At 70.1% G+C, this 13,301-nt stretch carries 13 protein-coding genes and 1 tRNA gene; 1 reads left to right on the top strand and 13 read right to left on the bottom strand.

Annotation, left to right across the window (positions count from 1 at the left end):
- Positions 1-161 precede the first annotated feature (161 nt).
- The 5 genes from ACH492_RS25690 to ACH492_RS25670 form a co-directional block, all read right to left on the bottom strand.
- Positions 162-686: a hypothetical protein gene (locus ACH492_RS25690; RefSeq protein ID WP_398990030.1), complete on the bottom strand. Its 525-nt coding sequence runs from the start codon at positions 684-686 to the stop codon at positions 162-164.
- A 154-nt stretch (positions 687-840) separates the two neighbouring features.
- On the bottom strand, positions 841-2,187 hold the full coding sequence (locus tag ACH492_RS25685; protein WP_398990029.1) for an LAETG motif-containing sortase-dependent surface protein: 1,347 nt from the start codon (positions 2,185-2,187) through the stop codon (positions 841-843).
- Positions 2,188-2,533: 346 nt separating this feature from the next.
- On the bottom strand, positions 2,534-2,959 hold the full coding sequence (locus tag ACH492_RS25680; protein WP_398990028.1) for a single-stranded DNA-binding protein: 426 nt from the start codon (positions 2,957-2,959) through the stop codon (positions 2,534-2,536).
- A gap of 119 nt (positions 2,960-3,078) precedes the next feature.
- Positions 3,079-4,896 carry a GTP-binding protein gene (locus ACH492_RS25675; protein WP_398990027.1) on the bottom strand — a complete coding sequence of 606 codons (1,818 nt, stop codon included), beginning with the start codon at positions 4,894-4,896 and terminating at the stop codon, positions 3,079-3,081.
- A gap of 5 nt (positions 4,897-4,901) precedes the next feature.
- Positions 4,902-6,503, bottom strand: coding sequence for a dynamin family protein (locus ACH492_RS25670; protein WP_398990026.1), 1,602 nt, complete (start codon positions 6,501-6,503; stop codon positions 4,902-4,904).
- A 317-nt stretch (positions 6,504-6,820) separates the two neighbouring features.
- On the opposite strand from ACH492_RS25670, the gene ACH492_RS25665 reads away from it, so the two are divergent.
- Positions 6,821-6,893 (top strand) — tRNA-Arg (locus ACH492_RS25665).
- A gap of 201 nt (positions 6,894-7,094) precedes the next feature.
- Here the strand turns inward: ACH492_RS25665 and ACH492_RS25660 are convergent.
- The 8 genes from ACH492_RS25660 to ACH492_RS25625 all read right to left on the bottom strand — a co-directional run bounded on the left by ACH492_RS25660 (position 7,095) and on the right by ACH492_RS25625 (position 13,296).
- Positions 7,095-8,483 carry a tyrosine-type recombinase/integrase gene (locus tag ACH492_RS25660; protein WP_398990025.1) on the bottom strand — a complete coding sequence of 463 codons (1,389 nt, stop codon included), beginning with the start codon at positions 8,481-8,483 and terminating at the stop codon, positions 7,095-7,097.
- Positions 8,483-8,653: a helix-turn-helix transcriptional regulator gene (locus ACH492_RS25655; RefSeq protein ID WP_373685499.1), complete on the bottom strand. Its 171-nt coding sequence runs from the start codon at positions 8,651-8,653 to the stop codon at positions 8,483-8,485. Before ACH492_RS25655 ends, ACH492_RS25660 begins: the two co-directional genes overlap by 1 nt.
- A gap of 26 nt (positions 8,654-8,679) precedes the next feature.
- Complete coding sequence (locus ACH492_RS25650) at positions 8,680-10,545, bottom strand: ATP-binding protein (protein ID WP_398990024.1); 1,866 nt, start codon at positions 10,543-10,545, stop codon at positions 8,680-8,682.
- Positions 10,542-11,378 carry a bifunctional DNA primase/polymerase gene (locus ACH492_RS25645; RefSeq protein ID WP_398990023.1) on the bottom strand — a complete coding sequence of 279 codons (837 nt, stop codon included), beginning with the start codon at positions 11,376-11,378 and terminating at the stop codon, positions 10,542-10,544. The genes ACH492_RS25650 and ACH492_RS25645 overlap by 4 nt, the downstream gene beginning before the upstream one ends.
- 85 nt (positions 11,379-11,463) lie before the next feature.
- Complete coding sequence (locus tag ACH492_RS25640; protein ID WP_398990022.1) at positions 11,464-12,192, bottom strand: hypothetical protein; 729 nt, start codon at positions 12,190-12,192, stop codon at positions 11,464-11,466.
- Between the two features lie 2 nt (positions 12,193-12,194).
- A complete protein-coding gene (locus tag ACH492_RS25635; RefSeq protein WP_398990021.1) occupies positions 12,195-12,809 on the bottom strand; it encodes a hypothetical protein in 615 nt (204 codons plus the stop codon).
- 11 nt (positions 12,810-12,820) lie between these two features.
- Complete coding sequence (locus ACH492_RS25630) at positions 12,821-13,015, bottom strand: hypothetical protein (RefSeq protein ID WP_398990020.1); 195 nt, start codon at positions 13,013-13,015, stop codon at positions 12,821-12,823.
- A complete protein-coding gene (locus tag ACH492_RS25625) occupies positions 13,006-13,296 on the bottom strand; it encodes a hypothetical protein (RefSeq protein WP_398990019.1) in 291 nt (96 codons plus the stop codon). The genes ACH492_RS25630 and ACH492_RS25625 overlap by 10 nt, the downstream gene beginning before the upstream one ends.
- Positions 13,297-13,301 lie beyond the last annotated feature (5 nt).

Below are 13,301 nucleotides of genomic sequence, written 5' to 3'. Positions count from 1 at the left end.
GCCCAAGCGGCCTGACACGGCCCCTCATTGGTGGGAAACCCGCTGGTGAGGGGCCTTTTCATGCCCTCTGACGGCAAGTAACACCCCATCTTGCCGTACGTCCATCCCCCGACGGAAACCGGTGGCCGGCTCCGCCTCCGGAGGTCAGCCCACGGTGGAGATCAGCCCACGGAGACGGGGGCGCGCGGCTCGGCAGTGTCCGGGTCGAGGTCGACGAGGAAGTCCTCGCCCGACGCCGTGGTCATGCGCAGCCAGTGCGGTCCGTCCCAGGCGACGCTCGCCAGCTCGTAGTCGCTGGCGTCCCCGTTGAAGTGGCCGACGTCCCACTCGCGGGCGGTGAGGCCGTGGCCCTGCTCCACTGTCACCCACCACAGCGGGTCGATCACGGCGCTTCCCGACCGCACGACGACGCGTCGATCGGCGCCCTCCGCCGCCGCCAAGGTCTGGGTGACCTCCCACCCCGCCCCCGCGATCCGGCCGAACAGCAGGCAGCCCAACCAGACGAAAGACGCACCCGCGGCGACCGTCAAGCGCAGCCACTCCCGGCGCGACCCCGTCCACACCGCCGCGGCCGCCAGCGCCGCGACAAGGCCCACGAAGACGAGCGGGAAGCCGAACACCCGGCGCAGAACGATCAGGTGCGTGGCGTCGGCGAGCCGCGCACCGAGGGGATAGGCGACGGCCATCAGCACAGCTGCCGCCCCCAGCAGCAGGGCGACCGGCTTCCTTCACTGCCAAAATCCCCCTGCTCGATGCACCGGCTCAACGCGACGGCCCCGGTGCGCGCTTCGCACCGGGGCCGCCGTCAGCGCAGTGTCACTCCACACTTACGCGTGGTCACTACTCGCCGGCCGTCGCCCTCTTCCTGCGGAGGAAGAAGACCGCGCCGCCGCCGATCACGACGAGCGCGATCGCGACACCCGCGATCATCGGGGTGGCGCTGGAGCTGCCCGTCTCGGCCAGGTCGCCGCCCCCGGAACCCGAGGACGTGCCGCCGGCCGAGGCCGGGCTGGGCTGGGACGAGGGGGTGTCCGTGCCCGGGCTCGGGGTGCCGGTGGTCTTGCAGTCCAGCACACCCTTGAAGTTCTTCTTGAAGCCGTCGGGCCCGGTGATGGTGAAGTCGTACGCCTGGTCCTCGGCGACCGGAACGGTGACCGTCTTGGACTCCCCGGCCGGGATCGTGTGCTTCAGGCCCGCCAGCTCGAAGGTGAACGGAGCGTCGCCCTTGTTCTCCGCGGTGATGTCCACGCCGCCCTTGGCGCAGTTCTTCTTCGCCGAGAGCGCCGGTATCGCGCCCGCCTTGGCCCAGGTGGCCGTCGCGTTCGCGGTGACCGTGGACTCGCTGGAACCGGCCAGGATCTGGGTCTGGCTCTTGGTCACTCCGGCGAACGCCCGGCCCACCGGCACAGAGGTGGTCGCCTGCGCGGTCAGCGTCGCCGAACCGTCCGCGGCACCGGCCGGCACGTCGAAGTACAGCTGAGTGCCGTCGATGGCGGAGGTGACGGGCTTGCCGGCCGCGTCGGTGACCTTGATCCCACTGGCGGCCGCGTCGGCCGGCGGGGTCACGGAGACCTGCCCGGCGTCCGTGCGGACCGTCACGGGACCGAGCCGCCCGCCCGCCTTGCCCGAGACCGCGTTCGGCTCCAGGCTGAGCGAGGCCTTCGGCTCCGCCACGTCCTGGGCCTGCTTCTCCAGCCAGTCCGCGAGCTTCTCCGCCGCGGGGTCGAGCGCCTCGACGTCCGCCTTGTCCGAGTAGCGCCAGATGGCGACCTGGGTGCCGGCCGCCGCGGTGCGCTCGGAGAGCGGGCCACTGTCCGCGTCCTTGGCCAGCGCGCCCAGATCGTCGACCTGGGGGTAGGAGTGCTGCAGGATCCAGCGGATCTTGCCCGCGTTCTCGTTGCCGCCCAGCGACGTCTGGTTCCAGGGGGTCTCCAGGTACTTCGCCTGGTCCTGGGTCGGGTTGTGGATGTCGATGCAGTACGTCTTCAGCCGACCGCCGCCGTCGACGGTCATCTCGAAGAGCCCGGCGGGTATTTCGCGATTCTTGCCGTCCGCGTGGAGCACGGCACGGTCAAAGGTCTTCAGCCCATCGAGAGTGGCGACCGCGCCACCCTGGTGCTGTACACCGTCGTCGGCGGCTGCCGCACCCGCGCCGGCTATGGAGCCGCTCGCGATCAGGCCCGACATCAAAGCCGCGGCTGTAAGACGACGAACAGCGCCCCGCCTGCGTCCAACTGACGCAGAGAACAAAGCAAACACAGAATTCCCCTCCGAGCGAGGTCCTTAGTTCGCGTGCGAGCACGTGTTCACGTCGAATCACGTGCGCGTGTGACGCGTGGGGGGAGTGCCTCGCCTGCAGACTCAAGTGCCCCGTGAGTACGCGGGAATCCTATGGACGCCGCGCACCCCAGTCCCCCGTCATACCGTCAGACAACCATTCCGACTCGGAATCGTTATCGACGAACGTCATCGACGCTCGCCCGAACACGGCCGCATCCCCGTTTCTGAATCGACAAATCCACCCAACTCCAGGTCAGCCCACGGGCGTCGCCGTCGCCGGCACCTCCTCGGGCGTGGGACGGTGCGTCAGATTCGGCTCCGCCTTCACCACCCGCCGGAATGCCGCTGTCCCGCGCGTCAGATCGTGTCCCACCGCCATCGCGTCGATCTCGACGGACGTCCTGCGCTGTCCGTCCCGTTCCTCCTCGCGCACCTTCAACCGTCCATGGACGAGAAGTGGTTCACCGACGGAGACCGACCCGGCCAGATTTATGGCGAGGGACCGCCAGGCGAAGACCGTGTAGAAGCTGGTGTGCCCGTCCGTCCAGCTTCCGCTCTGCCGGTCGTACCGCCTCGGTGTCACCGCGAAACGGAATCGCGCCATCCCCCCGGCCGCCGATTCCCGGTACTCCACATTCGTGGCGACATTGCCCACCACCGTCACCATCGTGTCGTTCACGACGGTCACCTCCCCGTCCGGTTGCCTGGCCCGGTCTGTCCTGACCGATCTCCATGCTGGACCGGACGGGAAGATCCCGCCGACGCCTGTGGACCACCGCACAGTTGTGTAAAACCCCGTCACCCCAGAAGCCGGACCGTCCCGCCCCCGCCAATCCCCGAACCGCCACCGACCCTGCCGGCCCCCGCCTTCCCCGACACGGTCGCGTACTGCTCCCGCACCTCCCGGTAGCGCATCAGCTCCCCGGCGATCGGGTCGAGCACCTTCGCCCGCCCGCACCCGGACGCCGCCTCCCGCAACCGCCGCTGCGCGTCCTGCCCGTACCGCCGCGCCGGCCCCCGTACAGCCGCCGCGCACGCCCACTCCACCAGCGGCCCGCCCACGATCCCGGCGAGCATCAGCAACACCGGCGGCAGCAGCCCCGGCTTCAGTACGCCGATGATCTGGCCCACCAGCCACAGTCCACCGAAGATCTGAACCAGCGTCATCGACGCCTGCGCCAGCACCGCGGCCGGCCACCACGCGGGCCGCAGCGGCCGCCCGTTCGTCGCCGCCGCCTCGCGCACGGCCAGTTCGTCCAGCGCCTCCGGAAGCCCATCGGCCCCGCGCACCGCCGCCTCGCGCACCGCCTGCGCCCACGGCGCGGGCAGCCCCGCGGCCGCCTCGTCCGCGACCGTACGCACCGCCTGCTCGACCCGCTGCCGTGCCGTGAGCTCGTCCTCGACCGGAACCGCGGGCTCCGGCAGCCCGCTCCCCGGCGTACGCATGCGCTCGTACCAGCGCCACAGGCGCAGCCACGGCGTCCCGCACGCCCGGCTGGCGTTCCTGCGCCACTCGCGCTCCGCCGCCTCACCGGCCGCGTTCGCGCCGATCGCCTCCGCCAGCCGGGCCGCGAAGTCCTCGCGCGAGCGTTCATGGAGGCCGGTGTGCCCGTCGGCGAGATACACCGAACGGAGCTTCGCCGCCGCCGCGTCGACATCCGCGGACAGCCGGCGCGCTGCGGCATTGCGGTCCTGTACGAACTTCCCGATCAGCTCGCGCAGTTCGCCGACCCCCTCCCCGGTCAGGGCGGAGAGCGCGAGCACGGTGGCGCCCGGCTCGCCGTGTTCGCCAAGGGCCATGCCGTCCTCGTCGAGGAGTCGGCGCAGATCGTCGAGCACTTGGTCGGCGGCCTCGCCAGGCAGCCGGTCGATCTGGTTGAGCACCACGAACGTGATCTCCGCATGCCCGGCGAGCGGCCGCAGATACCGCTCGTGTAGGGCGGCGTCCGCGTACTTCTCCGGGTCGACGACCCAGATCACCGCGTCCACCAGTGCCACGACCCGGTCCACCTGCTCCCGGTGTCTGACCAGGGCCGAGTCATGGTCGGGCAGATCGACCAGCACCAGCCCGTACAGCTCCTCGTCGCCGCCCGCCAGGGGCCTGCGCCGTAGCCGTGGCGGGATGGCGAGCCGGTCCAGCAGCCCGGCCGCGCCCTCCGACCAGGTGCAGGCGATCGGCGCCGCGGTGGTGGGTCTGCGCAGCCCGGTCTCCGAGAGCGGCACTTCGGCGAGCGCGTTGAAGAGCGTCGACTTCCCGCTGCCCGTCGCGCCTGCGATGGCGACGACGGTGTGCCGCGAGGAGAGCCGCTGCCGGGCTGCGGCCTCGTCGAGGACGCGTCCCGCCTCGGCGAGGGTCTTCCCGTCCAGCCGGGTCCGCGAGAGGCCGATCAGTTCGCGCAGCGCGTCCAGGCGTACCCGCAGCGGCCCTACGTACGGCCCGCCGATCGGCACATGCACCTCGCCCCACGGGTCCTCCTCGGAGTCCGTCCCGTCCTCCCCCGCATCGTCCCAGCCGTCCGCGCGCCGGGCGATCAGCCCGTCGTCCCAGCGGCCGCCGTCCTCGTTCTCGTCGTCCGTGTTCTCGTCGTCAGCGCGTTCGTCCGTGATGGCGGTCACCGCCGTCACCTCTCCTTCTGCAGTACGGAAAGCGCGGCGATCAGCTCGGCCTGCGGCTCAGGGGTCACTTCGAGTGCGTCGAGGGGTGCGAGGCGGCGGTCTCGTTCGCTGTGCAGTACGCCGTCGATGTACGTCGCCATCAGCTCGCCGCCCTTGTCGCGCAGCTTCAGCGCGCCCTGCGCCCCGATTCGTTCGGCGAGCCGCTCCCCCGCGCCGCGGGCCCGCCGCCCGCCGAGCAGCGCGGCCGCGACCAGTGCGGCCACCGCCTCGGGGTCGGGTGACACACTCATCTCCAGCCGGCGCACCTCCTCCTCGGCGAGCTCCTCCAACTCCCGCCGCCAGCGGCGTACGGCGATCCCGATCCGCTCGGCCGTCTCCAGGTCCAGCCGTCCCTGGACGACAACCGCCCGCGCGGCCGGCTCGCGCCGCCACGCCTCCTGGACTCGCTCGTCGGCGGCGGCGACGGCGCACTGCAGCAGCGCGGACAGGCTGCCGACCAGCGAGTCCAGCAGCTCGCCCGCGGAGCTGTCTCGCGGATAGCCACGCCAGCGGGTCCGCGCGTCCCCGGCGAGCACCGCTCCGCCCCGGAGCTGCTTGCGTACCCGCTCGCGCTCGTTCTCGTACGCCTCCTCGACCGCGCCCGTGAGCCGTACGGCCGCCGCGTACTGCCCCGCCACCGCCGCCGCGAGCTCGGGCATCCGCGCGTTGAGCGAGTCGATCACGCCCGCCGCCGTACGCCCCAAGGTCTGCTGTCTGGCTGCCGGGTCCTGCGCCCGGTGGGCCAGCCAGGCGTAGAGGGGAGCCACTGCGGTGGTGGGCAGCAGCCCGCGGCCGGCGCCAGCCGATTCGGGCAGCTCCGGGATGGTGAACCGCGGCACCTCCCCGAGACCGGCCTTGGTCAGCAGCGCCGCGTACTGCCGCGAGACATCCGTGATCACCTGGTGCGGCACCCGGTCGAGCACGGTCACCAGCGTGGCGTTGTACTCCTTGGCCGTACGCAGCAGATGCCACGGCACGGCGTCCGCGTACCGCGACGCCGTCGTCACCAACACCCACACATCGGCGGCGCAGATCAACTCGGCGGCCAGCAGCCGGTTCTCGACAACGAGCGAGTCGATGTCGGGTGCGTCGAGGAGCGCGAGCCCGCGGGGCAGGGTGACGGCTGTCTCGATCCGCAGGGAGTTCTCCTCCTCCCCCTCCCGTCCGCCGTCCTGCGCCCCCTCGGCCTCGTCCTGATGCGGGCGCCATAGGCGCGTCAGCTGCGGCAGCACCCGCATCCCCGCGAACCAGTGATGATCGTCGGGGTGGCACACGAGCACCGGCGTACGCGTGGTGGGCCGCAGCACACCCGCCTCGCTGACCCGCCGCCCCACCAGCGAGTTGACGAGAGTCGACTTCCCGGCCCCGGTGGATCCCCCGACTACCACGAGCAGCGGCGCTTCGGGCTCCTTGAGCCGGGGCACGAGATAATCATCGAGCTGCGCAAGAAGCTCTGCGCGCGTCTGCCGGGCGCGCGGGGCACCGGGAAGGGGAAGAGGAAGACGCACGGCGGCGACACGGTCGCGGAGGGCGGATAGTGCGTCGATCAGCTGAGGCCGTGCATCCAAGGTCACCACATGCGAAGAATGCCCAATTTTGGCGGCTTTTTGAAGCGTATGGACCTCTCTGCGCGCCGGTCGGACAGACGGGACAGACGGGACGAGTGGGGCGCAGGCATAACGAGTGCACAACACCCGAGACGCGAGACGTCAAAAGCGCTGCAGGAATCGCACCTGCCTGCGATTATCGGTTCGCTTCACCGAACCTCCACATCGTGCCACGCAGGTGAAGCAACCGGGTCAAGGCGATCGGAGCCCTATCCTTGTCCCCGGCAAGGTTCACGGACGACCCACCAGGGGCTCCAGGCCACCGAGGCCACGATCCGGCCCCCGTAGCTCAGTGGATAGAGCAGGCGCCTTCTAAGCGCTTGGCCGCAGGTTCGAGTCCTGCCGGGGGCGCACAACCCGCACGACCGACAGACCCTCCACCCCGGAGGGTCTTTTTGCTGGTCAGAGGCACCATAGCGGGCGAAGGGTAGCGGACGCGTAAGCGCCGGACCGCCCCCGAGACGGGTCGGAGGGATCCGGCGCTGTCCGGCTGTCACCGGGTTTCTGCGGGTGGCTGCGGAGAATACGCGGTGAAGATTCCGGCGGCCGCCGTCAGCCCTCCGCCAGATCGGGCAGGTCGCCGGCGGCCTCGATGCGCGCCTGGTGGTCCCTGAGCTGCCCTGAGATGCAGCGGGCGTACGTGGCGAGCAGGACGGGCACGCTGTTGCCGGCCCACTCCGCGACCTGAGCGGGTGGGACCCCGTTGTTGAGCCACGTGGTCAGGCAGGTGTGCCGCAGGTCGTACACGCGCCTGGCGAGGGGCGACGCGTACTCCTCCGGAGTAAGGACCTTCTCTCTGGACGTTCGCCAAGCCCGGCGGATGACCGAGCCGGAAAGCAGGTCTCCCTTCTCTCCCGGGAAGAGAAGGTCACCGGGCTTGAGCTCTTCAGCCGCTATGTGCTCTCGCAGAATCCTCGTCAGCGCTGGACGGCACGGCACAACTCGGGTGTCATGCTTCGCGCGCCCCTTGAGCCCGCGTTCCTCGTGGACTTCGCCGCTGTCAGTCCACCGCTTGCCCACCTCGGGTTGAGCCGTGTGGAAGAGCAGTTCTCCCCATTGGTCCTCGGCGTCTGCGTCCGGCAGCTGCGCGTCCAGCACGCGCATCGCCACGACTTCCTCGGGGCGCGGTCCCGCGTAGTACATCGTGGCGAAGAAAGCGTGCAGGCGCTGTCCACCGCGCGGGCGGTACCATATCCAGCCCAGCAGTCCCGCAGCGTGTGCCGGATTTATGAGGGCCCGCTTGTCGACCGCTGACGACGTCTTCGGCATGGTGCCCCGGCCCTTGGGCAGGGGGTTCGCACTCAGGACCTTGTGGGTCACTGCGTACTCAAGGGCGACGTTCAGGATCCGGCGGGTGCGCTTGACCGAGGATGCCGCGGCGGTCGTGCCGTCCAGCTTGGTGGCTTGCGCATGCAGCACCTCGTCGACCTTTCGGGGGTCCTCCCATGCGGCCATGGACAGCGAATTGCGTTCGACCCACTGCAGGATCTGCGCCACCTCGGGCGGAGCCTCCGGCCTGCGCCGGGTGTTGTACGCGAACTCCCGGAGCGCGGTGCGGACATCGACCGGCGCGAACCTGCTCGGGAGAGGTGCACGAAGCAGGGCGATGGTGGTGGTCATCAACGCCTTGGCGACGTTCTTCCGGTTGTTGCCAGAAGTCCGGCGCCATTGGGCGTCCGCGAAGCGGATCGAGAATTCGTACCAGCTCGCCGCGCTCGCTCCAGACTGGTGGGAGACGGGGCGGCCCGTCGTGAGGCTGAATGCCTCACCCCGTCGAGTAGCGCTGACCAGCTCAGAGCGGAAGGAGTCCGCAAGGGCCGATGTGGCGAACGGCTGACGCCATTCCCGGCCTTCCAGTTCCCAGCGCACCGTGTACGAGGACTTGCGCTTGCCCCTGTAGACGGAGGTCTTCCAGATCTTGACGTTGTACGTCGTGTCCATCAGGCGCAGTCCTCCCGTGCGTCCAGCCAGAGTTCGTAGTCGCTGCGACGGACACGCAGGTCACCGTTCGGGAGCTTGATGCAGCGCGGAGCACGGCCTTTCTGGCGCCAGTCGTAAAAGGTCGAGCGGGAGACGCGGAGCTCTTTGCACACCTCGCGGACCGTGAGCATCGGCGGCGTGACTTCGGTGGAATTGCTCATGCCAGGCCTCCCTCGCTCGCGTCGCAGCACGGATGAGTGGTGTCACCCGCGGCAGCGAATGCGGGGTCGAGCGGGGTCCGGCAGGCACCACAGAGCGTGATCGTCGACGGGACCTGAGCAGAGAGATGGCGCATCCCAGCACCCGGAGCGCCCGCAGCACCCGCGAGGGGGGATTCGCCCAGCTCAGGCGGGGAGGTGGCTCCGGGTGCTGGCGTACTCCCAGCACCCGGAGGAGCGCCCGCAGCACCCGGTAGCGGGTGCTGGTGGTGCACGTCGGGTGCTGTGCGGGTGCTGAGGGCAGTCTCAGCGCCCGCGCGTTCATGGTGGTCAGCAGCGTTCCCGGGTGCTGCGGGCGCTCCGGGTGCTGAATTGCAGTGACTCTCTACGGACGTGATGCGGTAGAGCCGCGACCGGTTACCCCCTGTCTCCCTCTGGGTGTCGTCGACGTCGTAGCCAATCGCACGTAATGCGGGTGCCAGTCGCTTGAGCTGACCGCCGGCGCGGGTGGCGTCCTTGGGCCACTTCCGCGGCAGCTTTTCCGGAGTGGCGATCTTCCCGAGAATGTCGGCCGCAGTCATGCACACTCCGGCAGGTCCAGCGGCGCGTACGAGGTCGACGACCGCGCGAGCGAACGGCTCGCCTTCGAGGACATCGGCCACCGCGTCCGCGGCCGTGGCGCGGTAACTGCCCTGGGTGTCCCAGCCAGTGACGTGGTCGACGGCCGCCAGGACGCGGGCGAAGTCGGCCATGCGCGGCCGGTGGGTGAGTTCGACGTCGGGAAGGACCCGCAGGACCTCTGCGAGCAGGTCGAAGAGCGAGGCGAGAATGCTCGGGTGCGCGTCGCGATACGCGCGGTCAAGCTCGGCTTCCTCCCGGCGGTTTCGGTCCGGGATGGTGTGCAGCTCGATGGTCAGCAGCCGTTCGGCGAGGTCGCCCGCGAGAGCGCCGGCGTCGATGGTGGTCATGGCCAGTACCCGGCGGAATTCGAGAACGACGACGTCGTCATCGGTGTAGAGCGCGCGGTCGACGATCCCGTCACCGGTGACGGCGCGGCAGAGCGCATCCGAGAACCAGTCGGGAATGTACGAGACGTTGTCGATGCACAGGGCCCATGAGTTGAAGGCCTGCGTCGCCCACGACTTCACATCACGCGGGGCGGTGCGCTTCGGTGCTCCGGACGGGTCCACGATGCCGATGACCATCGCCGCGCCCTTCGACTTTCCGGTGCCCTGCTCGCCTCGGAACGTGAGGATCGGGTGGGGCAGGTCCGGAATGAAGGATGAGACGAGCCAAGCAGTGAGCAGGTGGAATCCTTCCTCGCTGGTATTCATCAAGCTCCGGAACTTGGCGAGTCCGTCGCCCTCCCGCACCGGGGCCGGCAGCGCCTTCATTGCTCCGGAGCGGCGAAACAGGACCGGGGAGCGCGGGCTTCGCTCCCAGCCGTCCGGGCCGACCAGGACACAGCGGCCGTCGGGCGTGGCGAGGTCGACGACGATGTGTTCTCCGTGGCGGGCGCTGCGCAGCTGCGGAGTGCACGGTTCGGCGATCGCGGCGACGCCTTCGAGCACGGTCATGGCGTCCGCGAGCGCGGATTGCGAGGGCACGTTTCCGGCAGTGGCGTCGGTGTAGAGCCGAGCGAGTTGAGACCGGAGGCCGGCCTTTCCGCGCAGAGGCAGCGCGATGTTCGGGCCTCCCTTGGTGACGGCGTACGGGCGGCCGTCGTCCGACATGAAGACGTCGAAGCGCTGCCGGGCGAGGGCGACCAGCTGCGAGGCCTGCGAAGGCCCTTTGCCGCTGTCCTTCGAGTTTGGGTCGACACCGTTCTGAGCGAGCAGTTCCTTTGCCTTGTCCGTACTGGTCATCGCACGCCCCGGATCCGGCGCTCGGCAGAGGCCACGGTGGCGCGAGCTTCGCGCTCAGGCAGACCGACGCTGACCGCTGCATCAACCAGAGCGGCGGCGACGCGGTCCGCCGCTTCTGCCCCGTTCTCGTAGGCGCGTAGGGCTGCCCAATAGAGGCGGTTGTTCCGCTCACCCTCCCCCGCTTCCAGGACCGTCCTCACCAGACCGACGGCACGGCGGCCGGGGACCGTGGAGGGCATACGGACCGGTGGCGGTGCGAGCTGTGTAGTGAGGGCATCGGCGAGCCAGCCCGGCAGCGCGACGGGCGCTGTGTCGAGGACGGTCTCGTACGGGCGGCCGTCAACGATGCTGCCCGCGGCCACCACGTAACCGCCGGCCGCCCGGGTGTCGACCTTCCATCCGAGCTTGCCGCCGGTGTTGCGCAGTTGCTGTCCGGCCGGTGCGCGGAAGTACAGGTGGCTTCCGCCGCGGCCGGTGCGGACGGTGAACGTGCCGCTGGGGTACGGCTGCTCACGGCGCTCCGCGATCAGGGCGAGCACGTCGGTTCCGTCCGTGATGCCGGGCCGTGCCCAATCCGGCGGCGGAACGTCGTCGTCGCCTTTCGGGGTGTCGAGGTCGACGACCACGAGCTGAGAGGGACCGGTGGCCAGTCCGACGTTGTACGGCCCCTCTCGCCACCACCGGGAGATGTGGTCAGGGTCGGTGGTGGCACGGCTTTCCCAGTCGCGGACGGCGGGTCGCTTGCTGCCCGGGGTGAGGGGGAAGACGTGCCAGCCTCGTGCGGCAGCTTGAAGCGCTGCCCCGAGCTGTCCGTCTCCGCTGAGCTGCGGCATGCTGGAGTTCTCCTGTTTCGTGATCGGGACTGGAGAGCCGGGGCGGGTGGGTTTCCTTGGCCGGAGACACCCGCCCCGGGCCTACCTACTGGTGCCGCTGCCAGGCGGCGTACTCCTGGCGGACATAGGCGCGCGGGTTGGCCTTGGTGTCGGGGTGATCGGGCCCGTGCGGCACCCCGGCGTACTGGTCCTCTCCGGCCCGGTCGAACTCGATGAGCCGTCGGGCTGCTTCGGTGGCCAACTCGACTGCGTCGCCGCTCTGGTCCTGGTCCTCAGCGAGCGCGACGCGGTCCAGGACGGCGGCCTTGCGGAGCCAGAGCTCTCGTCCGAGCAGTGCGCCGGTGGGGCGTCCGACGGAGTCGTAGTCGGTCCAGCCGAGTTCACTCGTGATGTTCGGGGCGAGCGCGTACGCAGTCTCCGGGGCCGGCCACCGCGGCACCGGGGCGGGCTGACGTCCGGTGGCGTCGTAGCCGAGCGGGGCGAGTGCGCTGTGGGCGCGGTCCAAGTACTCGCTGAGGGTCTGGGCGACCATCGCGGCGGAGGCGAGGGCGGAGCAGGCCTCGGCAAGGTGATCATCCGGTACGCCGTAGTCCGCGGTTACCGATCCGGTCCTGGCGAACGTCTCCAGGAAGTCGGAGAGCTGGTCGAAGCTCTGCGGCAGACGCTGGGTGAGGCACTTGAGCGATGCGACCACTTCGTACGCGTCTCCCGGGTAGGTCAGCTCACCCTTGGCGCCCTGAGTGGCGTGGTTGAGCTGGCGAATCTTCTCGGCGGCCTGGGTCGCCAGGTCCTTTGCGCTGGTGTCGTCGAACACGGTCAGTTCTCCTTGGTGATCTCGTAGATGGCGGGGAGTTCGGGGAGTCCTGCGCGGGTGAGGGAAGCCGGGTCGAAGCCCGGCAGTGCCGCGCGGCCAGTCATCGCCTCAGCCAGCGCGGTGGCGTAGGTGGAGGCCTCGCGGGCCACTTCGATCTGTGTCCGGGCCCGAAGGGTTGCGACTCGCTCGATGTGGGCGTGTACTTCGCGCCGCTCGCTGGTGTGTCGCTCGTACGCCACGGTGTCGCGCCGGTCGGTGCGCCAGTGGCGGGCGGCGACGCCGTACGCAACAGCGGTGGCCAGTGCCCACAGCAGGAGTGGCAGCGAGAGGCCGTCTGCGTATCCGGCGACTCCGGCGAGCGCGAGGCTGCCGGAGGTCGCGAACGCCGTTCCGGCGAGCACTCCGTCACCCCCGGAGCGGCCGACAGCGGCGAAGGCGCCGGCGGCCGCGGCTCCGATCGCGAGGACGGTGATCAAAGCGGCGTTGCCGACGGAGTGCTCGGCACCGTTGGCGTTCCAGATCCGGCCCAGGATCAGCAGCGTGGATGTGGCCAGCACCGGCGCCGCTTTCGGCGCTACGGCGGCGAGCCAGTGGCGGGCGGTGGTCTGCTCGTTCACGTTCCGGCTCCTCAGCTGTCGATGCTGCTGATGGCGTTGATGACGGCGGTGGTCAGGTCGTTGACGGTGGATCGGGCGTCGGTGTCGGCGAGGTAGAAGCCGAAGAGCACGGCCACTGCTGCGGCCCCGGCTCCGAGCGCCTTGAAGCGCAGCAGCAGTGCGAGCAGGACACCGAAGAGCAGGACGAGCGAGAGGGTCAGGACCATCGAGACTCCTTCGGGCGAGGGTTGCGGCCGGTAGGGGCGCTCTCGCGGTAGAGCCGTGAGGCGCGGTTGTAGATCCAGCGGCCGACGCGTATTCGGCGGCCGGTGGCCTTGCAGCGACGGCAGTTCTTGCCGCGCTTGAGGCGTCCCCTGCGGTCGGTCTTCATCTGGAAGCCCCAGCCGCGGCACTTGCGGCACGGGCCGAACGGGCTGACCGAGCACACCGCGACGTAACCGAGAGTGACGACGAGTAGGCAGGCGATAGCGAGGGGCACTGAGGGCACGACGG

Source organism: Streptomyces sp. NPDC019443 (genome assembly GCF_044389785.1).
In the GTDB taxonomy this organism is placed as follows: Bacteria; Actinomycetota; Actinomycetes; order Streptomycetales; family Streptomycetaceae; genus Streptomyces.
The sequence above is the reverse complement of the archived record's forward strand: the minus strand, read 5'-3'. Positions and strand labels throughout refer to the sequence as shown.

Excerpts from the sequence above, each read along its gene's own strand:
- ACH492_RS25690 (WP_398990030.1), bottom strand. The coding sequence starts at position 686 with ATGGCCGTCGCCTATCCCCTCGGTGCGCGGCTCGCCGACGCCACGCAC.
- ACH492_RS25685 (WP_398990029.1), bottom strand. The coding sequence starts at position 2,187 with ATGTCGGGCCTGATCGCGAGCGGCTCCATAGCCGGCGCGGGTGCGGCA.
- ACH492_RS25660 (WP_398990025.1), bottom strand. The coding sequence starts at position 8,483 with ATGGACACGACGTACAACGTCAAGATCTGGAAGACCTCCGTCTACAGG.
- ACH492_RS25655 (WP_373685499.1), bottom strand. The coding sequence starts at position 8,653 with ATGCTCACGGTCCGCGAGGTGTGCAAAGAGCTCCGCGTCTCCCGCTCG.
- ACH492_RS25650 (WP_398990024.1), bottom strand. The coding sequence starts at position 10,545 with ATGACCAGTACGGACAAGGCAAAGGAACTGCTCGCTCAGAACGGTGTC.
- ACH492_RS25645 (WP_398990023.1), bottom strand. The coding sequence starts at position 11,378 with ATGCCGCAGCTCAGCGGAGACGGACAGCTCGGGGCAGCGCTTCAAGCT.
- ACH492_RS25630 (WP_398990020.1), bottom strand. The coding sequence starts at position 13,015 with ATGGTCCTGACCCTCTCGCTCGTCCTGCTCTTCGGTGTCCTGCTCGCA.